Below are 19,905 nucleotides of genomic sequence, written 5' to 3' on the forward strand. Positions count from 1 at the left end.
GAACAAGGAACACCACACCATGGCCACCACACCCGCCACCGCCGTCCGTGACATCCAGCTGCGCGAGCACCCGCGCCGCGACGCCACCGAGGACACCGAGCCCGCCGACGACTTCGGCGGCCGGCTCATCCAGGTCACCGTGACCGCCAACGAACTCATCGCCTCGAACCTGCGCCGGCTCACCCTGGCCTCCCCGGACTTCCGCGAACTCGAACTCACCGGCCCGGACGAGTTCTTCGGCCTCCTCATGCCGCAGGACGGACGCGACTTCGAGCCCTTCGACACCGCCGGACGCAACATCCGCGCCGCCGTCGCCGACATCGAGGAGGACGTCCGGCCCGGTCTGCGCTGGTACACGGTGCGTCACCTGCGCCAGGACGTCGGCGAGATCGACGTGGACGTGGTCATGCACGACGACCACCCCGGCCCCGGCGCCACCTGGGTCAGCGAGGTCTCCCCGGGCGCGACCGCCGGGGTGTGGCTGTGCAACGCGATCTGGATCCGGCACGCCGAGCGCCCGCTCTTCGTCGCCGACCCGTCGGCCGTGCCGGCGTTGCTGACGATCCTGGAGTTCACCGCCGACCACCACCCGGACGACCTGCACCGCTACCACCTGGTTATCGTCGCCCACTCCCCCGAGGACCTGGAGGGCGGGATCGCCGAGGACTGGTCGGAGAAGGTCGCCTCACTGCAGATCATCTACACCTCCCCCGGCATGGAGGCCGAGGCCGTGACCCGGCACCTGCACGAGGCCGCCTCGATCTCGCACCCGTGCACCGCCGCCCAGTACGTGTGGGCCAGCGGGGAGGTCGGCATGACCAAGGCCGTGCGCGGTGTGGCCGTGGACGACTGGGGCGTGGACACCGCCTTCGTCGACTGGGTCGCCTACTGGATCGAGGGCAAGCCCCGGCCGTGACCGCCCGGGTTCAGCGTGCGCCCCACACCTGCTCGACCTCGTCGAACAGGGCCGAACCCTGCGGGCCGTGCAGGGCCAGCTGGGTGAACACCACCAGCACCTCGCCGGTGGCCGGGTCCACCCGCCCCCACGTGCCGGCCGAGCCGGCCCACCCGTAGGATCCGTCCGGGCGTACGCTGCCGCCGTAGCCCCAGCCCTGACCGTCCACGTCGGTGAGGAAGAAGCCACCCATCGCCCGCTGGGCGTCGTCGAGATGATCGGTCATCATCGCGCGGACCAGGTTCTGCGGAAGTACCCGCACCCCGTCGAGTTCCCCACCGCCGGCGAGCATCCGGGCGAAACGCACCCAGTCACCTACCGGGCCGATCAACGCGCCCGCCCCGTCCGGGAAGGACGGCGGTGCGGCGTGCACGCCGTCCGCGGCGTCCACCAGACGCACACCGTCCGCCGAGTCCACGTAGCGGGAGGCGAAGCGCGGACGCCGCGCGGCGTCCACCCACCACGTCGTGTCGTCCATGCCCAGCGGCGTCAGCACGCGGGTGGCCGTCAGTTCCTCGAGTGAGGCCCCGCCGACGCGCTCGACGAGCAGGCCCAGCAGCGTGGCACCGGTGTTGTACGTCCACCCCTGCCCCGGCTGGTGCGCCAGGGGCATCGCCGCGGCGGCGGCGAGGTACTGCTCGCGCGACACCTCCCCGTGGTGGCCCTCCTGCAGGTCAGCGAACAGCCGGACGCTGTAGAGCGCCTCGAAATCCGGGATGTAGCCCAGCCCACCGCGCAGGGTGAGCAGGTCCTCCACCGTGGCTTCACGGTCACAGGCCACCGTCTCGTCCAGGGCGCCGGTGGCCTCGACGAGCACGCACGGCTCACCGAGCTCCGGCAGCCAACGGGTCACCGGGGTGTCCAGGTCAAGCAGGCCCTCGGCGACGAAGGTCAACGCCACCGCCGCGATGACGGGTTTGCCCAGGGAGTCCCAGAAGAACAGGGTGTCCGGCGTGACCTGCGTGCCGGACGCCAGGTCCTGCACGCCCACGGCCAGCACGGTGTCCCCGGCCTCCCCGCCTACCCCGCCGGCGACGACACCGCCGGGCAACCGGCCGTCCGCCACCCTCGCGCGCATCAGCGCGGCCACCGACTCTGCAGAAGTGCTCATGTCAGGAGTGTGCCACAACCCCCAACTCCCCCAGCAGGCGCTCGCGCAGATCCCCGTCTGCGCCTGCACCGTCCGTACTGTCCGTGCGCAGGTCAAGACTCAGCCACCCGTCGGTGAGCACCACCACCCGGTCTGCCAGGGCGATCGCCTCGTCCACGTCGTGGGTGATCATCAGCACCGACGGGCGGTGCCGGGCGACCAGGTCGCGCAGCAGACCGTGCATCCGGATCTTCGTCAACGCGTCCAACGCGCCGAAGGGTTCGTCGGCCAGCAACAGCTCCGGCTGGCGGACCAGGGCACGGGCCAGTGCGGCGCGCTGCTGCTCACCGCCGGAGAGCTCCACCGGCCAGGCCCGTTCCCGCCCGGCCAGGCCGACCTCCTCCAGGGCGTCGGCCACGGCCTTCTCCGTCGCCCGCCCGGCGGCACCGGTGGACGGCAACCCGAGGGAGACGTTGTCGGCGATGCGCAGCCACGGCACCAGGCGCGAGTCCTGGAAGACCACCGACACCCGCTCCGGTACGGCGACGACCCCGTGCCCGGCGACGTCGGCGTCCAGCCCGGCCAGAGCACGCAGCAACGTGGACTTGCCGGACCCGCTGCGTCCCAGCAGGGCCACGAACTCGCCCGGCGCGATGTCCAGGTCCACCCCGGCGAGCACGTCGCGGGTGCCGTCGAAGCTGCGGTGCAGGTCACGGACACTCAGCTGATGGTTCGTCGCCATGTCAGCGCCCTCCCTCCGACAGTGCGGATGAGCGCGTCGGCGGCCACGCCGAGCACGGCGTAGACCACCAGGCCGACCACGATGATCTCGGTCTGCCCGTAGTTCGACGCCAACGTGATCATGTACCCCAGCCCGGAGGTGGTGTTCACCTGCTCCACCACGACCAGGGCCAGCAGCCCCGCGGTCACCCCGTAGCGCAGCCCCAGGATCACCCCGGGCAGCGCGCCCGGCAGGATCACCCGGCGCAGGAACTCCACCCGGCCCAGCTCCAGGGTGCTGGCCAGCTCCACGAACCGCCGGTCGATCGAGCGCAGCCCGTCGAAGGTGTTCATGTACACCGGGATCAGCGTGGCCAGGGCGATGGTGGTGATCTTCATCTCCTCGCCGATGCCGAACCACAGGATCAGCAGCGGCATGAGCGCCAGTGTGGGGATCGAGCGTTTGACCTGCACCGGACCGTCGATCAGCGACTCACCCCACCGCGACAGGCCCGCCAGCAGGGCCAGCGCCACACCGGCGGCCACGCCCGCGGCGATGCCGATGCCGGCGCGCGTCAGCGAGGCCACGAGCGACTCCTGCAGGCGCCCGGAGGCCACCAGCTCGCCGAACGCACTCGCGACCTGCCAGGGTGCGGCGAGGATGCGCGGGTCGATCAGGCCCGTCGCCGAGCCGACGACCCACGCCGCCAGCAGGACGAGGACGCCGACGGAGCCGCGCGCCCGGCGCGTGGCCCGCCCGGGGCCGTAGCTGCGCCGCACCGGGCGCACGTCGGTGCCGGTGCTGCCGGACGCAGCGTGCGGTGCGTCCTGCGTCGGTGGTGTCCCCGCCGGCGGGGAGGTGGTGGGTTCCAGTGTGGTGGTCATGACGACAACTCCTCGGGTTCGAAGCGACGGTCGTAGAGGTCCTCGACGTCGATCTCGGGGTGGTCCTGTTCCTCGGACAGCAGGTCGGCGGTCTCCTGGTGTTCGGCGATGAGGTCGTCCCAGGTGTCCGGCACGGCGAACTCGCCCTGACGCTGCACCACGTAGTCGGCGTCCTGCTCCGACAGGCCCTCGTGGTCGACGAGGTAGGCCTGCGCGTACTCCTCGCGGTGGTCGTTGATCCACAGGTTGAGCTTGTCCCACACCTGCGCGTACTGCTTCAGCGCCGCGGTCTTCTTCTCGTCCTGCAGCGTCGACGTCGGCACGTACAGGTGCCAGGGGTCATCCGGTACGCCCGGGGCGACGGTGGACGCACCGTCCTGCGCGTACTTCGCCAGGTAGGACCGCGCCTGCTCGATGCCCAGCGGGGCGACGTCCACCTCGCCCTTGGCGATGACGTTGACGAAGGTGTCGTCGGTGCTCTGCAGCTCCACGAGGTCCACGTCGTCCTTGCTCAGCCCGGCCTCCTGCAGCACGCGCAGCACCAGCGCACCCTGCGCCTGGCCCGGGCTGTAGGCGATGCGTTTACCCTTCAGGTCCTTGATGTCGGCGACGTCCGCGCCGGGTGCCACACCCAGCTCGTAGGTGGGGCGCTCCAACGGGTCCACGGTGCGGCGCGCCGAGACGATGCGCACCGGCTCATTGGTCCAGGTGGCGAACAGCGGCGGGATGTCGGCGACCGCGCCCACGTCCAGCGCGTCGGCGCGGAAGGCCTCCAACGTCTTCGGCCCGCCGTCGATGTTCGCCCACTCCGGGGTGAAGTCCAGCTCGTCGATCAGGCCGGACGCCTCCAGCGCCGTCTGCGTGCGCGGGTCGCCGATGCGCAGGACGGTGTCCTCGTCGACCTCGTCGGAGATCGCGGCGGTCTCGTCGTAGTCGGCGTCCCCGGTGCTGTCCGACACCGCGTTGCAGCCGCTGACCGCCAGGGCGCTCGACGCGACCACGGCGGTGAGGGTGGTCAGCGTGGTGCGGTTGGTGCTCCGTCTCATGCGCTCCTCACCTCTGCGTCCTGTGCCTTCTCCGCGAGCGACGGGCCGTGGTTCGTCACGGCGAAACCACGCCGACGCACCGCCGGGATCACACCCTCACCCACGTGGTAGGTCTCCTCCAGGTGCGGGTAGCCCGACAACACGAACTCGGTGACCCCCTCACGCTGGTACTCCACGACCAGGTCGGCGACCTCCTCGTAGGAACCCACCAGTGCCGTGCCCGCCCCGCCGCGCACCAGACCCACACCGGTCCACAGGCCCGGGTGGATCTGCAGCGCGCGCACGTCGTCACCGCGGTGGAAGGACGCCCCGCGCCCGTGCAGTTCGGCGATGCGCCGCTGGCTCTCCGACTCCGAAGACGCGATGGCCTCCTGCGCGGCACGCACGTCCTCCTCCGAGACGTGGGTGAGCAGCTGCGCCGCGGCGTCCCACGCCTGCTCCGAGGTCTCCCGGGCGATCACGTGGACGCGCAGCCCGCCCCGGGCCTCCGGCACGGCGCGCAGCTTCTCGCCCACCTCGGCAGGACGCTCCCCCCAGGTCAGGTACGTGTCGGCGTGCTCGGCGGCGACCTGGAGCGCCTCCGGGGACGAGCCGGAGAAGTACACCGGCGGCACCGTCGCCGGACGCACCGGCAGACGTGCGCCGCGCACGTCGACGTGGCGTCCTACGTAGTCGACGGGGTCGTCGCCTTCCCCGCTGGTCCACAGCCGCTTCCACACCTCGAGGTACTCGGCGGTGCGCTCGTAGCGCTGCACCTTGTCCAGGCGGTCGCCGCTGGCGGCCAGCTGCACCGGCTCACCACCGGTGACGACGTTGAGGTTCAACCGGTCGCCGGACAACCGCTGGAAGGTGGCCACCGACTGCGCCTCCTTCAACGCCGACGCCAGCCCCGGACGCACCGCGACCAGGAACTTCAGCCGCTCGGTCACGCCCAGCAGGCTGGTGGCGATCAGCCACGGGTCCTCGCACCACAGGCCCACCGGGATCAGCACGCTGTCGAGGCCGTTCTGCTCGGCGGCCAGCGCCAGCTGGGTGAGGTAGCGGGGATCGACCGGGCGGTCCGGCAGACCGTCGCGGCCGTTGGCGGCGACGCGACCACCGGGCCCGCCGCCGACCACGTAACGGGAGTCGACGAAGGGCGGCAGGTACCAGTGGAAGGTCAGTTCGGGTTCACGGTCGGGTTCATCATGTGTTGGCATGGCCCGAGTGAACCACTCGGTCTACTCCGCACCCCAGGCTTCCGCTCCCCCTGAACCGAATGAGGGGCGCCCGTACTGCCGCCAGCCCTAGTGCCCGGTGTACTCGCGCCAGTGGGTGGCGAGCAGCTCGTCGTCGATGAGGGTGTTCTTGCCGGCGCGCACACCCAGCACACCCATCAGCAGGGCGATGACCACCAGGGCCACGAGGATCCCCGTCCAGTCGCCGGTGTGCCCGTGCACCAGGCCGATCACGAACGGTCCGATGCCGGCGATGAAGTAACCCATCGGCTGCACGAACCCGGACAGCCTGGCGGTGACCAGCGAGGACCGGCTGCGCGCGGTGATCAGCGCGATCGCCGTCGGGAAGCAGAACCCGCCCAGGCCCAGCAGCCCGGCCCACAGCAGCGGCGCGGCCGTCGGCGCGAGCAGCACACCCAGGTACCCGCCGGCGGTGAGCAGGGCGAACACCAGCGGGAACGGTGCGAGACTACGGGCCCGGTCGATGACGGTGGGCATCACGATGCCGCCGAGGATGTTGAAGGCGCCGATCATCGCCAGCGCCACACTGCCCACGTCACGCGACACCCCGGAGTCCACGTAGATCTGCGGCAGCCAACCCATCTGCAGGTAGGCGTTCATCGCCTGCACGCCGAAGAACAGGGTGAGGAACACCGCCGTCGGCGACCGCCACAGCGAGGTGCGCGTCAGACGCTCGACCTCCTCCTCCGTCGGCTGCGGCAGCGCCGAGGGGATCGTGTCGGACGGCGCGGACGGCGCGGACGGCGCGGACGGCGCGGCCGCCGCAGCGTCCTGCTTCTTCGTCGCGCCGGGGAAGTCCGAGCCGGTGCGCAGGGCGACGACCACCCACACCAGCACCTGCGCCATGCACAGGAAGGCCCACACGAACAGCGCCCAGCGCCAGGCGTCGTCCCCGTCGAACCACAGCGCCGACAGCGGCCCCACCGCGCCGGACACCCCGAGCAGGGCACTGTAGACGGTCATCAACGCCACCGTGCGGCGTCCGCCGTAGTTCTTCGCCCACGCCGGGATCAGCACGTTGCCCAGCGCGATTCCCGCCACGACCAGGCCGGTCAGGGTGATGAACACCGCCATGGAGCCGACCCACGGGCGTGCCACCAGGCCGACCAGGGAGACGACCATGCCGATGAGGATGGTGCGGCTCAGGCCCATGCGTCGGGCCAACGGCACGGCGCACAGGCCCATCACGCCGAAGAGCACCCCGGGCAGGGCGGTGATCAGCCCGGCATACGAGCTGGAGGTGCCGTAGGCGTCGAGCACGTCGGAGAGCACCGGGCCGAGCGAGGCGATGCCGGCGCGCAGGTTCACCGCGGCGACGGCCACGGCGACGAACGCCAGCACCACCGGGATCACCGGTCCGCCGGGCAACCTGCCGCGCCTCTGCGTCCGGTCGCCACCCTGCCTGTCGTCCGCCACCGTCGAAAAACCTCCTGCTCAAGAAATGCGCGCTGATACCCGACGAACCATAAGCGCCCGTCAGAACCCCTGCAAACCTACTCCCCACCCGCCGTGCGCAGGACACCGGGCACGTGTAGACGCACCTGCCCTGCCTTCTACCGTGCCGCGTCGTCCCCGGTCAAGGGTTCGCCACGCATCGTGGCGAAGGGTGTCGGACCCCGCGGGCGGCACCCTACGGTTCCGGGGCATGACAAGCACACACGACACCAACAGCACCCCATCCATCGCGATCATCGGCGCGGGCCTCGCCGGCGTCAACGCCGCCCTGGCCTTCCACCGCGAGGGCTGGGCGGTGGACCTCTACAGCAACCGCACCCGCTCCGAGCTGCGCGACGAGGTGCCGGCCACCGGTACCGCGATCCTCTTCGGCGCCTCGCGCACCCCCGACCGCACCATCACGACCGACCGTTACGCCGGTACCGCCGGAGACCCCGCCACCGAGGCCGCCGCCCACTTCACCGCGAGTTCCGTCGGCATCGCCGGGGCACCGCCCGAGGCGTCCTTCACCGCCGGGTTCACCTACGAGGCGCAGTCGGTGGACCCCCGCCTGCGCGCCGACGACCGGCTCGGCGAATTCCTCGCCGAGACGCAGGACGGCGCCGACGGCACTGCCGCGAGCCGCTTCATCGTCGAGGACGTCACCGCCGAGTCGTTGGACGCCGTGGCCGCCGGCCACGACCTCACGTTCGTGGCCACGGGCAAGGCCGGTCTCGCCGACATCTTCGACACCGACACCGACCGCACCCCCTACGACTCCGCCCAGCGGTACCTGCTCACCGTCACCGCCCAGGGCCTGCCGGCCGACCACGTCTTCGCCGGGCGCGGCAGCACGGTGCCCGGCGGACTGCTGTCGCTGCACGAGGAGGGCGAGGTGTTCGTGGGCCCGCACCTGCACAAGGACGGGGAACGGGACACCTGGGTGATCCTCGCCTGGGCGCGCCCGGGCACCGCCACCGAGGAGGCGTTCCGCTCCGCGGTGGACGCGGACACGGCCCTGGACGTCCTGCAGGACCTGCACCACCGGGTGTTCCCGGACGTCGCCGGGGACCTCGACTCCCTGCGCCCGCTGGACTCCGACCCGCACTCCTGGCTGAAGGGTGCGGTGACCCCGCGGGTGCGCCGCCCCACCGCCCGCACGTCCGGCGGCCACCTCGTGGCGACCCTCGGCGACACCTCCGTGGCCGTGGACCCCATCGCCGGGCAGGGTGCGCAACTGGGCACCTACCAGGTCGCCGCCCTGCGCGACGGGCTGCGCGAGGCGCTGGAGAAGGACGAGGCCTGGGACGAAAACCTGCTCGCAGACCTCTTCGAGGCGCACTGGGACAACCACGCCGCGGCCGGTGTCGCGGTGACCTCACTGTTCCTCGGCGACCCGGAGTACGCCGAGGTCGCCCAGGAGTTCTTCACCTCCTCCCCCGGCGACCCGGCGGCGGCGAGCACCCTGTTCAGCCTGTTCTCCGACCCGTCGCCGGCGCTGCGCCTGCGCACCGCCGGTGACGTGCGCGAGCTCGTGGCGTCCTTCCGCGAGGTGGCGGCATGAGTGGCGGGCGCATCCGGTTCAACGCCTTCGACATGAGCTGCGTGGTACACCAGTCGCCGGGGCTGTGGCGCCACCCGGACGACGAGTCGCACCGCTACACCGACCTGACCTGCTGGACCGACCTGGCCCGCACGCTGGAGGACGGCCTGTTCGACGGCGTCTTCCTCGCCGACGTGCTCGGCGTGTACGACCTCTACGGGGCGTCGCCGGACGCGGCGCTGCGCGCCGGCGCGCAGGTGCCCGTCACCGACCCGCTGCCGCTCGTCGCCGCGATGGCGACGGTGACCGAACACCTCGGCTTCGGGCTGACCACCGGCACCGCCTTCGAGCACCCCGTGCCCTTCGCCCGTCGCGCCAGCACCCTCGACCACCTCACCGGCGGGCGCCTGGGCTGGAACGTGGTGACCGGCTACCTGCCCTCGGCGGCGCAGAACACCCAGTCACACGGCCAGCTCGACACCTTCGAGCACGACGCCCGCTACGACCACGCCGACGAGTACCTGGAGGTGCTCTACAAGCTCTGGGAGGGCTCCTGGGAGGACGACGCGGTGCGCGCCGACCCGCTGACCGGCATCTACACCGACCCGGCCAAGGTCCATCCCATCAACCACCACGGCAAGCACTACACCGTGCCGGGCGTGCACGTCTCCGCGCCGTCGCCGCAGCGCACGCCGGTGGTCTTCCAGGCCGGGGCGTCCTCCCGCGGCAGCACCTTCGCCGCCACCCACGCCGAGGCCGTGTTCGTCGCCGCACCGACGAAGGAGACGCTGACCGCGGTGGTCGACAACCTCACCGCCAAACTGCAGGACGCCGGACGCTCCCGGCAGGACGTGGTCATCTACGCGCTGCTCACCGTGATCACCGACGAGACCGACGAGCTGGCGCAGGCCAAGGCCACCGAGTACCGCAACTACGTGGACCCGGAGGGGTCCCTGGTGCTGATGTCCGGGTGGATGGGCGTGGACTTCGCCGAGGTGGGGTTGGACGCACCGCTGACCGACCTGGGCCCGGCGGCCTCCTCGAACGCGATCCAGTCCGCGGTCGCGGCGTTCCAGCAGGCCAGCGGTAGCAGTACCGGAAACGGTACCGGCGGCTGGACGGTGCGCGACCTCGCGGAGTTCGGCGGCATCGGCGGGCTCGGCCCGGTCGTCGTGGGCTCCGGCGAGAGCGTCGCCGACGAGCTGGAGGACTGGGTCACCACCACCGGGGTCGACGGCTTCAACCTCGCCTACGCCGTCACCCCGGGCACCTTCCGCGACGTCATCGAGCACGTGGTGCCCGTCCTGCAGGACCGCGGACGCTACCCACGCGAGCACCCCACCACACCCACCACCCTGCGCGACACCCTCTTCCGCCGCGGCGACCGGGTCCCCGACAACCATCCCGCCCACGCCGCGCGAACCAGCCACCTCCCCCGCACCGAAGGAGTCCGATCATGACCATCTCCCCTGTCTCCCCCACCGCCCCGACCAGCACCCCGAACAGTTCGGCACCCAGCGACGAGCAGCTCGCCGAGGTCTTCCGTCCGGCCTTCGAGCGCATCGCCGAGGGCGCCGCCGACCGCGACGCCCGGCGCGAACTGCCCACCGAGGGCATCCGCCTGCTGCGCGACTCCGGCTTCGGGACGCTGCGCGTGCCCGTCGACCGCGGCGGCTTCGGCGCCTCGCTGCCCCAGACGTTCTCCCTGCTCACCGACCTCGCCGCCGCCGACCCGAACCTCACCCAGGCGCTGCGGGTGCACTTCTTTTCCGTGGAGGGCTTCCTCGCCGCGCTGGAAAGTCCTGACGGCTCTGATGCCTCCGCCGCCTCCGCCGCCGAGAAGAGCCTCAGCGACGTGGTGGACGGCGTGCTGTTCGGCAACGCGATCTCCGAGCGCGGCGTCGGTGCCGCCGAGCGCTACCAGACCAGGCTGACCAGGCAGGACGGCACCGGAGACTACCTGCTCAACGGCACGAAGTACTACAGCACCGGCAGCCTGTTCGCCGACCGGATCGTGGTCGCCGCGGACCTGGACGGTGAGCGGGTCACCGCCACGGTGCCCGTCACCGCCGCCGGCGTGCACCAGATCGACGACTGGGACGGCTTCGGCCAACGCCTGACCGGCTCGGGCACCACCATCTTCGACAACGTCACCGTGGGCCCCGACGACGTCGCGCCGCGCGGCTACGGCACCGGCGGCAGGACGCCCGACACGTCCTACCTGCAGCTGTTCCACCTCGCCGCGCTGGCGGGCATCGCCCGGCGCGCCGCCGACGACGCCCGCGACCGCGTCCTGGCCCGCGACCGCACCTACACCCACGCACCGGCCGACGTCCCGCGTGAGGATCCGCTGGTGCAGGCGGTGCTGGGCCGGGTGGACGCCGCGGCGTTCACCGCCCGCGCCACCACCCTGGCCGTCGCCGAGGCGGTGGCCGTTGCCTTCAACGGCACCGACGCGCAGATCGACGCCGCCGAACGCGCCGCCGCCCGGGCGCAGGTGTCGTTGATCCCGCTGGTGCTGGACGCGGTGACCGAGATCTTCGAGACCGGCGGGGCGTCCCTGGCGTCCGACACGTTGAACCTCGACCGGCACTGGCGCAACGCGCGCACCCTGGCCGTGCACAACCCGGCGGTGTACAAGCAGCAGGCCCTCGGACGCTACGCCCTGACCGGCGACGGCACCACGCTGCCCTACGCCTGGAGCGCCGGGGTGCGCGGGGTCGTCACGCCGTAGACCTTCCATTCACCCCTTTGGCGAATCATGGCCCCGAGAACAGACCACATGGTCTACTCGGGGTCGTCGCACGTTGAGACCATCCCCCACACACCATCCCCCGTCAGGAGAACCACCGTGACGTCCTCACTCAGCACCCACACCGCCAGCGCCACCCACACCGCCACCCACACCGCCACCCACTCCGCAGCGGCCGACCCCACCGCGCTGCGCAGTGCGTGGGCGTCGATCCCCACGCCCATCACCACCGTCGCCGCCGTCGTCGACGGCCACCCCGTCGGCCTGATCGTCGGCTCCTATGTGGGGCTCTCGCTGGACCCCGCACTCGTCGCGGTCAGCGTGCAGAAGAGCTCCCGGACCTGGCCGCTGCTGCGCAACGCCGGGCACCTCGGCATCTCCGTGCTCACCCGCGCCCACCAGGCCCACGTCCGCCAGCTCGCCGGCCCCGTCGAGAAGCGTTTCGACAGCGTCGGCTGGAGCACCGACCGCGACGCCGTGCTCGTCGACGACGCCGTCGTCCACCTCACCGGCCACATCGTCAACGAGTACGACACCGGCGACCACGTCACCGCCGTGCTGCAGATCGACCGCGTCAGCGAGGAGGCCCCCTCCGAGGTGCCGCTGGTGTTCCACGGCTCCCAGGTCACCGTCGTCGGCGAACTCTGACCAACTAGACCAGGAAAAGAAGACAAGGAGGCGCACCCATGTCCACCGCCACCACACCTGCACCCCAGGACCTCCAGTTCGCCTACTGGACACCGAACGTCTCCGGCGGCCTGGTGGTCTCCGAGGTCGAGCAACGCACCGACTGGGGCATCGACTACAACCGCACCCTCGCGCGCACCGCCGAGCAGGTCGGCTTCGACTACGCCCTCACCCAGGTCCGCTACCTCGGCTCCTACGGCGCGGAGTCCCAGCACGAGTCCGTCAGTTTCTCCCTGGCGCTGCTCGAGGCCACCGAACGGCTCAAGGTCATCGCCGCGGTCCACCCCGGCTTCTGGCAGCCCGCGGTACTGGCCAACCTCGCAACCACCGCCAGCGAGATCCACGGCGGACGCTTCGCGCTCAACGTCGTCTCAGGCTGGTTGAAGGACGAGTTCCAGAAGTTCGGCGAACCCTGGCTGGAGCACGATGAACGCTACCGTCGCTCCGCGGAGTTCCTGCAGGTCCTGCGTAAGATCTTCACCGAGTCCCCGGCGGACTTCCAGGGCGACTTCTACCGCCTGCACGACTACGCCATCAGCCCGCGGCCGCAGGTCGCCCCCGAACTGTTCCAGGGCGGCAACTCCACCGCCGCGCAGGCCAACGGCGGACGCCACGCCGACTGGTACTTCATCAACGGCGCCCGCGTCGACGAACTCGCCGCCCAGATCGACAAGGTCCGCCACCACGCAGAGGCCGCCGGGCGCGAGACGAAGATCGGCGTCAACGCCTTCGTCATCCTGGAGGACACCGAGAAGCAGGCGCACGACAAGCTGCGCCACATCGTCGACAACGCCAGCCGTCCCGCCGTGGAGGGCTTCCGCCAGTCGGTGAAGCAGGCCGGCCAGTCCACCGCCGACGGCCAGGGCATGTGGGCCAACTCCACCGTGGAGGACCTGGTGCAGTACAACGACGGTTTCCGCACGGGTCTGATCGGCACCCGCGAGCAGATCGAGGAACGCATCGACGAGCTGCGCCGCATCGGCGTGGACCTCGTGCTCACCGGTTACCTGCACTTCCAGGAGGAGGTCGAGCGCTTCGGCACCGAGATCATCCAGCCGTTGCGCGCCGCCCACCCCGCAGATGTCCCCGCGTAGCAGCGGGCCGCGTCAGCCGCGTCAGCCGCAGCAGACGCGTCAGGCGCTCGTCGCCGACGCGGTCGAGCGGCTGCGGACGTCCGGCCTGCTCGCCGCCACGGTGCCCGCCCGCCTGGGCGGGCCCGAGCTGCCGGCCTCGGTGATCGCCGAGGTCCTGCGCATCCTCGCCTCCGGGGACGGTTCGTTGGGACAGATCCCGCAGAGCCACTTCGTCTTCACCCGCTGGCTGTTCACCGGCACCCACCCGCACGCCGAACGCCGCTGGGCCGACCTCCTGCGCGACGGCACGCTGGTCGCCAACGCCCAGGCCGAACGCGAACCCACCGTCCTGCAGGGCGGACGCCTCACCGGCGAGAAGATCTTCTGCACCGGCTCCGCCTACGCCGACGTCCTCGCCGTCACCGCCCGACGCCCCGGCGAGGACCACCAGTCCCTGGTCGTCTTCCTGCCCGCCGACACCGCCGGTATCGGCATCCTCGACGACTGGGGCGAGCGCTCACCGCTCGGCCAGGAGTTCACCGCCTCCGGCACCGTGGTCCTCGACAACGTCACCGTCCCGCCGGACGCCGTGCGCGCCCTCGACACGGCATCGGGCCCGCCGGCCTACGGCGCCTTCGCCCAGCTGCTGCACACCGCCATCGACGTCGGCATCTCCGGCGCCGCGTTGGACGCCGCCCTCGCGCTCAGCCGCGACGGCGCCGCCGACGCGTCCGACCCCGACCCGGTGACCGCGCACCTGGCCGGCGACCTCGTCGCCGCCCAGTTCGCCGCCGAGGCCGTCCTGGAGAAGGCCGGACGCGCCGTCGACGACGCCTGGGCACAGGACGGGACTCAGGACGGTGCCGCCGCAACGTCCGCCGCCGCGTCGCTGGCGGTCGCCGCGGCGAAGACGACGACCGGACGGCTCACCGTCGACCTGGCGTCCCGCCTCTTCGAACTCACCGGCACCCGCGGGGTGACCGGTCCCGGCGGGAGCGACGGCGGGGACCTGGCGCGGCACTGGCGCGACCTACGCACCCACACCCTGCACGAACGACGCCGCGACAAACTCGTCGTCCTCGGCCGCGCCGCGCTCACCGGCGAGGACCCCACACCCGGGCCCCGGCTGTGAGCGGGGGCGACCGGTAACCTGCGGGGCATGACTTTCAGCGTCCCGCCGGTACCGCCCTCCGCCGTTTACTGGACGACACTCGACACCGACGGGGACGGTGGGGACCCCGAGGGCATCGAGGACGCCGACCTGCGCTTCCTCGTCGCCGGGCTGATGGACACCCACGGGGCGCTGCGCGCGGTCGTGGCGCCGGACGGGACGTGCACCGTGCCCGGGCAGGCGTCCTTCGCCCCGGACGACGTGATCGCCGAGGAGCGCACGGGCCCCGGCGCCCTCGCCGCGTCCCTCGACCCGGCGTCCGGGCAGGTGTGGCGGGTCAGCCTGCTCTCTCCGACGCGGCTGCTGCTGTGCGTGTACCGCGGGGTCGTCGACGCGGAGTCGTGGGCCACCCTCGTCGCCGACGCCCGGTCCCTGCTGTCCGGTCACGCGGTCGCCCCGGCCGGCGACTGGGGCCCGCAGGCGCAGATGGACCCGCCGGCACCGTTCGACGGGGGCGGGCCGTCGACGTACAAGACCTTCGACGTCAGCGACGCCGACGCCCTGCTCGAACTGCTCCCCGCGCAGCTCGGGGTGAGCCACGACGAGATCATGCTCGCCGCGGTCCTGCTGGCCCGCGCGTGCGCCGGACTGCCGGACGCCCCGGTGGCGTTGCGTGCCCGCGGGCGAACCTCGCCGTTGACGCCCGGCGTGGGGCGTACCGTCGGACGCCTCGACCGCCAGTACGTGGTCGCCGCGGCGTCCGGGCTGGACGGTGCACCACTGCTCACCGGTGGCCCGGCCGTGCTGGCCACGCTGACGCACGCGCGCGACGCGCTGCGCGGCGGCACAGCGACCGATGCAGCGACCGATGCAGCGTCCGGCGCGGTACCGGCGGCGACGGTGGAGGTCAGCGCGGCGAAAGTGTCGGTATCCGGGCCGGTGCGTCCGGTGGACGGGGTGCCGCACGTGATCCTGGGGACCCAGCGCCTGGCGCGGGTGACGGTGGTCGACGAACGCGGCGGTGCCGGTGGCGAACTCATCTGGCCGCACCTGGAGCAGGCGCTGATCAGCCTGTCCGCCCTGGCACGGCTCATCGACGCCGGGGTCACGGAAGCCGTCGTGCCTGCAGCACCTGTGCCGGCGACCTCGATCAACCTCTTCGGACGTGGGTCGCTCACCGCCGACCGGACCGTGGACCTGTCCCAGCTTCCCGAGGTCAACGGTTTCGAGATCGTCAAACGACTGCAGGCCACCCACCCCGGCGGCACCACACTGGTGCGCCTGCCCGGGGTCACCGACCCGAAGGCCACCGGCGGACGCTCCGGGCGGGTCGGCAGCGGCGTGACCGGCCGACTGATCACCGGCTGAGCAGCCGGCGCCGGGCCCACCTACGCCAGGTCGCCGTCCTGCGGGTCGCCGAGCAGGCGCGAGCGCGGGTCCACGCCGGCACCCGGCCAGAAGAACAGGCGCACCCGACGGTCCGCACGCTGCTGCCACTGCCCGGCGTCCACCCCGCCGCCGCGGCTCATCACCCGGTGCACCCGGTGGTTGGAGACGTCCGGCTCGGCCATCACCAGCCGGCACTCCGGGTCGGACTGCAGCAGCCGGTCGGCGAACGCCCCGACGAAGGGACCGAAGATGCCCTTGCCCGTCAACGTCGCCTCGCCGACGGCCACGTGGAAGCCCAGGTCGTGGGGTTCGGAGGCGTAGGCCATGCCGATCTCGTCGCGGCGCGGACGGTAGATCTCCATGTAGCCGACGTCAGTCGGACCGTCCGGCCCGTCGTAGGACAGGATCAGGGGCACGGCGTAGGTGGTGGAGAGTTTCGCCCTCCAGTCCGCCGCCCACTGCTGCGCCGGCCAGGCCTGGTCCCAGGTCTCCACGAGATGGGGGAGATTCATCCACTCAGAGACCGTCTGCGCGTCCGTGTCCGGGTCCGCCACGCGCAGGGTGATGCCGTCGGTGCCCGCTCCGGCGCCTCCGGTGCGGTACTCGACCGGGATCTGCGGTGCGGAGTCCAGGTACTCGCTGTCGGGGAGGTCGGTGCGCAGCCGGTGCAGCACGCTGAGGTCCGTTCCTGTGTCTCGATCATCGGTGAGGTTCTTCTCGGTCACAGTTCCTGCCTTCTCCTGCTGGTCATGCCGCAGATATGATACTTAGGGATTCCTACCCTTTGATAAGGGCTGCCGTGACAGAGTAGCGTGCCACCAGAACAGTCTGACATCAATCGTCGCCCAACGACAGGAGCACTCCTCACAGTGTCGAACCCTTCACTCATCATCCTCGGCGCCGGGCCCAAGGCGGTCGCCGTCCAGGCCAAGGCGCACGCACTGCGCAGCCTCGGCCTGCCGGCACCGACGATCACCGTCGTCGACCACCAGGGGGTGGGTGGCAACTGGCGCGCCGGCGGCGGATGGACGGACGGACGCCACCAGCTCGGCACGTCCCCCACCAAGGACGTCGGATTCCCCTACCGCACCCGCATCGCCGGTGAGGACGCGAACCGCGCGGTCGACCGCGCACTGCTCGACGTCAGCTGGACGAGTTTCCTCGTCGCCACCGACCGTTACGCCTGGTGGGTCGACCACGGCCACCCCAACCCCCGGCACTACCTGTGGGCCGACTACCTGCGCTGGGTCGCCGCGCAATCCCACATGACGCTGGTCAACGGGCAGGTCACCCGCCTGGGCCTGCGCGACGGCGCGTCCGGCGGCTCCGGCGGCCCAGGCGGCTCAGGCTGGTCGCTGTCCGTCGACCGGATCGACGGCACGACCTCACGCCTGGAGGCCGACGCCCTGATGCTCACCGGCCCCGGACGCTCCGACCGTCGCATCGCCCCACTGCCCACGGTGTTCTCCGTGGCGGGGTTCTGGCAGGCGGTGTCCTCGGCCCAGCTGCCCCCGGCCTCCCGGGTGGCGGTGATCGGCGGCGGGGAGACCGCTGCCAGCGTGGTGGAGGAACTCATCGGCCACGACGTGGTCGACATCGCCGTCGTCTCCCCCACTCCCACGATCTTCACCCGCGCCGAGGGCTCCTTCGAGAACGAGCTCTACACCGACCCGCGCCTGTGGTCGAGCCTGGACGAGTCCGACCGCGCCGACGTGATCAACCGGTGCGACCGCGGCGTGTTCTCCGCACAGGTGCAGGAGAAGCTCATGGCCGAGGACCGGGTCAACCACGTCCGCGGGCGCGTCACCGGCGTGCACGGCCGGGACGGTGGAGCCGGCATGGCCGAGGTGCAGATCGGTGACCGTACCGAGCTCGTCGACCTCGTCGTCGACGCCCGCGGCAACTCGCCGTTGTGGTTCACCCGCATGATGAACGACCAGGTCGTCGCCCGGCTCATCGGCGCCTGCGGCGGGGCGGTCACCCCGTCCGGCGTGATGGACCGCATCGGCGCCGACCTGTCCCTGACCGGCATGGACCCCACCCTGTTCCTGCCCACGGTCTCCGGCTGGCACCAGGGCCCCGGCCTGGCCAACCTGAGCTGCCTCGGCGAACTCTCCGACCGTGTCCTGGCCGGCCTCGGCGCCGGCTGCGCCCCGGACCCGGAGTCCCTGCGACACGCCCCCTCCCGTCCCGAAAGGACCATCCTGTGACCGCACCCGACACCGTGCGCCCGTACACCGGCCGTGACGGCGACCTGCGCTTCGGCCCCGCCGCCCCCATCGAGCCGTCCACCCTGGACGCGCTGCTGCACGACACGCTCACCACCGGCGGCGACGCCCCTGCGGTGATCGGCGACGGCGGGACGCTGAGCTACGCCGAGCTGGACCGCAGGTCCAGCGCCGTGGCCCGCCACCTGCGCGCCAACGGCATCGGCACCGGCGACCGGGTCGTGGTGCTCGCCCACCGCTGCGGGTGGCTGCCCGTCGTCGCCGCCGGCGTGATCCGCGCCGGCGCGGTCTACGTCCCCGTCGACGCGTCCTACCCGCGCGAACGCGTCGCCTTCATCCTCGAGGACTGCGCCCCGGCCGCCGCCTTCGCCCTCGGCGGGGCGTCGCTGCCGCGGCAGGACGGCGCGCAGGACGTTGCACTGCCGGGCGGGACCGTCACGGACGACTCCGCGTTGGGACGCCGCTTCCTCAGCGACGCCGCCGACGCCGCTGACGCAGCGGCGTCCGGCGCGTCCTTCGACGCCTCCGAGCAGTCTCGTCCGGTGACCCCCACCGACCACTGCTACCTGATCTACACCTCCGGGACGACCGGCACACCCAAGGGTGCGTTGAACACGCACATCGGCGTGGCCGCGCACTTCCAGTGGATGGGGCGGGTCATGGGGGACGGTGCAGGTGCCGGCGCCGGGACCCCGATCCGGATGCTGCAGAAGGCGCCCGTCGGTTTCGACGTCGGCGTGGCCGAGCTGCTCGGACCGCTGGCCACCGGCGGCACCGTGGTCGTGCCCGGGCCCGAGTGGTGGCCCGGTGACGTGGACACGATGGTGCAGATGATCTCCGTGCACGAGGTCACCGTGCTGTCGATGGTGCCGTCGCTGATGCGGGTGCTGCTCGACGTCCTCGACGACTTCGGCACGCCCCTGTCGTCACTGTCGAACATCCGCCACCTGCTGCTCGGCGGCGAGGCGGTACCGGCGGACGTGGTGCGGCGCACCCGCGACGGTATCGGCTGCCGCGTGCACGGGCTCTACGGCCCCACCGAGGCGGCGATGGACGTGACGTGGGTGGAGTACACCGACGAGCTCGTGGCCGCCGCCGACTTCGACGACCGTGCCAGCCTGCTGGGCCTGCCCGAGGACAACGTGGGCGTGTACGTCATCGACGAGGACGGTGTCGAGGTCGACCCCTCCGGTAACGGTGGGGCCGACGGGAACGGAGAAGACAGCTGGTCGCGTCCCGGCGAGCTGTGCATCTCCGGGCCGCAGGTCGGTGGCGGCTACTTCGGACGCGCCGAGCTGAGCTCGCAGGTCTTCGTGGAGTCGCTGGAGCCGCAGGTCGACGGCGGGCGGATGTACCGCACCGGCGACGTGGTCTCCTGGACCGAGGTCGACGGCACCCGCATGCTGCAGTTCCTGGGGCGCATCGGCGACCAGGTGAAGATCCGCGGCAACCGCGTGGAGCTCGGCGAGGTCGAGTCGCGTCTGCGTGAGCTCGACGGGGTGCGTCAGGCCGGTGCCGTGGCCGTGAACCGGGGCGGGGCGGACACCCTGCTGGCCTTCGTCGTGCTCGACGGTTCGGGCGCCGATGCCGGTGCCGAGGCGGGCGCCGACCTGTCGGCTCAGCTGGCGCAGCACGTGCCGGAGTACATGGTGCCCACCCGGATCACCGTGCTCGACGCCCTGCCGGTCAGCCCCAACGGCAAGCTGGACCGCACGGCACTGCGCGGGCTCGCCGACCGGCGCTAGAGCTGCTTT

17 protein-coding genes are annotated in these 19,905 nt (G+C 71.9%); 10 read left to right on the forward strand and 7 right to left on the reverse strand.

Features of this window, described 5'->3' with window-relative positions:
- Positions 1–19 precede the first annotated feature (19 nt).
- Positions 20–916, forward strand: coding sequence for a siderophore-interacting protein (locus ACT3UN_RS06205; protein WP_444656770.1), 897 nt, complete (start codon positions 20–22; stop codon positions 914–916).
- Positions 917–926: 10 nt separating this feature from the next.
- Here the strand turns inward: ACT3UN_RS06205 and ACT3UN_RS06210 are convergent, their stop codons facing one another.
- The 6 genes from ACT3UN_RS06210 to ACT3UN_RS06235 all read right to left on the reverse strand — a co-directional run bounded on the left by ACT3UN_RS06210 (position 927) and on the right by ACT3UN_RS06235 (position 7,284).
- On the reverse strand, positions 927–2,066 hold the full coding sequence (locus ACT3UN_RS06210; protein ID WP_444656771.1) for a serine hydrolase domain-containing protein: 1,140 nt from the start codon (positions 2,064–2,066) through the stop codon (positions 927–929).
- 1 nt (position 2,067) lies between these two features.
- On the reverse strand, positions 2,068–2,787 hold the full coding sequence (locus ACT3UN_RS06215) for an ABC transporter ATP-binding protein (protein WP_444656772.1): 720 nt from the start codon (positions 2,785–2,787) through the stop codon (positions 2,068–2,070).
- The gene (locus ACT3UN_RS06220; protein ID WP_444656773.1) at positions 2,766–3,650 is read right to left on the reverse strand and encodes an ABC transporter permease; all 885 of its coding nucleotides are present in this window, start codon (positions 3,648–3,650) and stop codon (positions 2,766–2,768) included. Before ACT3UN_RS06220 ends, ACT3UN_RS06215 begins: the two co-directional genes overlap by 22 nt.
- A complete protein-coding gene (locus tag ACT3UN_RS06225; RefSeq protein ID WP_444656774.1) occupies positions 3,647–4,696 on the reverse strand; it encodes an ABC transporter substrate-binding protein in 1,050 nt (349 codons plus the stop codon). Before ACT3UN_RS06225 ends, ACT3UN_RS06220 begins: the two co-directional genes overlap by 4 nt.
- A complete protein-coding gene (locus tag ACT3UN_RS06230) occupies positions 4,693–5,895 on the reverse strand; it encodes an LLM class flavin-dependent oxidoreductase (protein WP_441582733.1) in 1,203 nt (400 codons plus the stop codon). Before ACT3UN_RS06230 ends, ACT3UN_RS06225 begins: the two co-directional genes overlap by 4 nt.
- Before the next feature lie 87 nt (positions 5,896–5,982).
- The gene (locus tag ACT3UN_RS06235; protein WP_444656791.1) at positions 5,983–7,284 is read right to left on the reverse strand and encodes an MFS transporter; all 1,302 of its coding nucleotides are present in this window, start codon (positions 7,282–7,284) and stop codon (positions 5,983–5,985) included.
- A 295-nt stretch (positions 7,285–7,579) separates the two neighbouring features.
- Between ACT3UN_RS06235 and ACT3UN_RS06240 the strand changes: the two genes are divergently transcribed.
- The 7 genes from ACT3UN_RS06240 (at position 7,580) to ACT3UN_RS06270 (ending at position 15,902) form a co-directional block, all read left to right on the forward strand.
- Positions 7,580–8,932, forward strand: a complete 1,353-nt coding sequence (locus tag ACT3UN_RS06240; protein ID WP_441582734.1) for a styrene monooxygenase/indole monooxygenase family protein — start codon at positions 7,580–7,582, stop codon at positions 8,930–8,932.
- Positions 8,929–10,371, forward strand: a complete 1,443-nt coding sequence (locus ACT3UN_RS06245) for an LLM class flavin-dependent oxidoreductase (RefSeq protein ID WP_441582735.1) — start codon at positions 8,929–8,931, stop codon at positions 10,369–10,371. Before ACT3UN_RS06240 ends, ACT3UN_RS06245 begins: the two co-directional genes overlap by 4 nt.
- Positions 10,368–11,645, forward strand: a complete 1,278-nt coding sequence (locus ACT3UN_RS06250; protein ID WP_441582736.1) for an acyl-CoA dehydrogenase — start codon at positions 10,368–10,370, stop codon at positions 11,643–11,645. The genes ACT3UN_RS06245 and ACT3UN_RS06250 overlap by 4 nt, the downstream gene beginning before the upstream one ends.
- Before the next feature lie 117 nt (positions 11,646–11,762).
- The gene (locus ACT3UN_RS06255) at positions 11,763–12,311 is read left to right on the forward strand and encodes a flavin reductase family protein (RefSeq protein WP_441582737.1); all 549 of its coding nucleotides are present in this window, start codon (positions 11,763–11,765) and stop codon (positions 12,309–12,311) included.
- A 38-nt stretch (positions 12,312–12,349) separates the two neighbouring features.
- A complete protein-coding gene (gene sfnG, locus ACT3UN_RS06260) occupies positions 12,350–13,444 on the forward strand; it encodes a dimethylsulfone monooxygenase SfnG (RefSeq protein WP_444656775.1) in 1,095 nt (364 codons plus the stop codon).
- Positions 13,431–14,555 carry an acyl-CoA dehydrogenase family protein gene (locus ACT3UN_RS06265; protein ID WP_444656776.1) on the forward strand — a complete coding sequence of 375 codons (1,125 nt, stop codon included), beginning with the start codon at positions 13,431–13,433 and terminating at the stop codon, positions 14,553–14,555. Before sfnG ends, ACT3UN_RS06265 begins: the two co-directional genes overlap by 14 nt.
- Positions 14,556–14,582: 27 nt before the next feature.
- The gene (locus tag ACT3UN_RS06270) at positions 14,583–15,902 is read left to right on the forward strand and encodes a hypothetical protein (protein ID WP_441582740.1); all 1,320 of its coding nucleotides are present in this window, start codon (positions 14,583–14,585) and stop codon (positions 15,900–15,902) included.
- A 20-nt stretch (positions 15,903–15,922) separates the two neighbouring features.
- Here the strand turns inward: ACT3UN_RS06270 and ACT3UN_RS06275 are convergent, their stop codons facing one another.
- Positions 15,923–16,648, reverse strand: coding sequence for a GNAT family N-acetyltransferase (locus tag ACT3UN_RS06275; protein WP_441579838.1), 726 nt, complete (start codon positions 16,646–16,648; stop codon positions 15,923–15,925).
- A 144-nt stretch (positions 16,649–16,792) separates the two neighbouring features.
- On the opposite strand from ACT3UN_RS06275, the gene ACT3UN_RS06280 reads away from it, so the two are divergent.
- On the forward strand, positions 16,793–18,133 hold the full coding sequence (locus tag ACT3UN_RS06280; RefSeq protein WP_441582741.1) for a SidA/IucD/PvdA family monooxygenase: 1,341 nt from the start codon (positions 16,793–16,795) through the stop codon (positions 18,131–18,133).
- Positions 18,130–19,896 carry an amino acid adenylation domain-containing protein gene (locus ACT3UN_RS06285; protein ID WP_441582742.1) on the forward strand — a complete coding sequence of 589 codons (1,767 nt, stop codon included), beginning with the start codon at positions 18,130–18,132 and terminating at the stop codon, positions 19,894–19,896. Before ACT3UN_RS06280 ends, ACT3UN_RS06285 begins: the two co-directional genes overlap by 4 nt.
- Positions 19,897–19,905 lie beyond the last annotated feature (9 nt).

The organism is Corynebacterium sp. AOP12-C2-36, from assembly GCF_052379185.1.
GTDB lineage: Bacteria > Actinomycetota > Actinomycetes > Mycobacteriales > Mycobacteriaceae > Corynebacterium.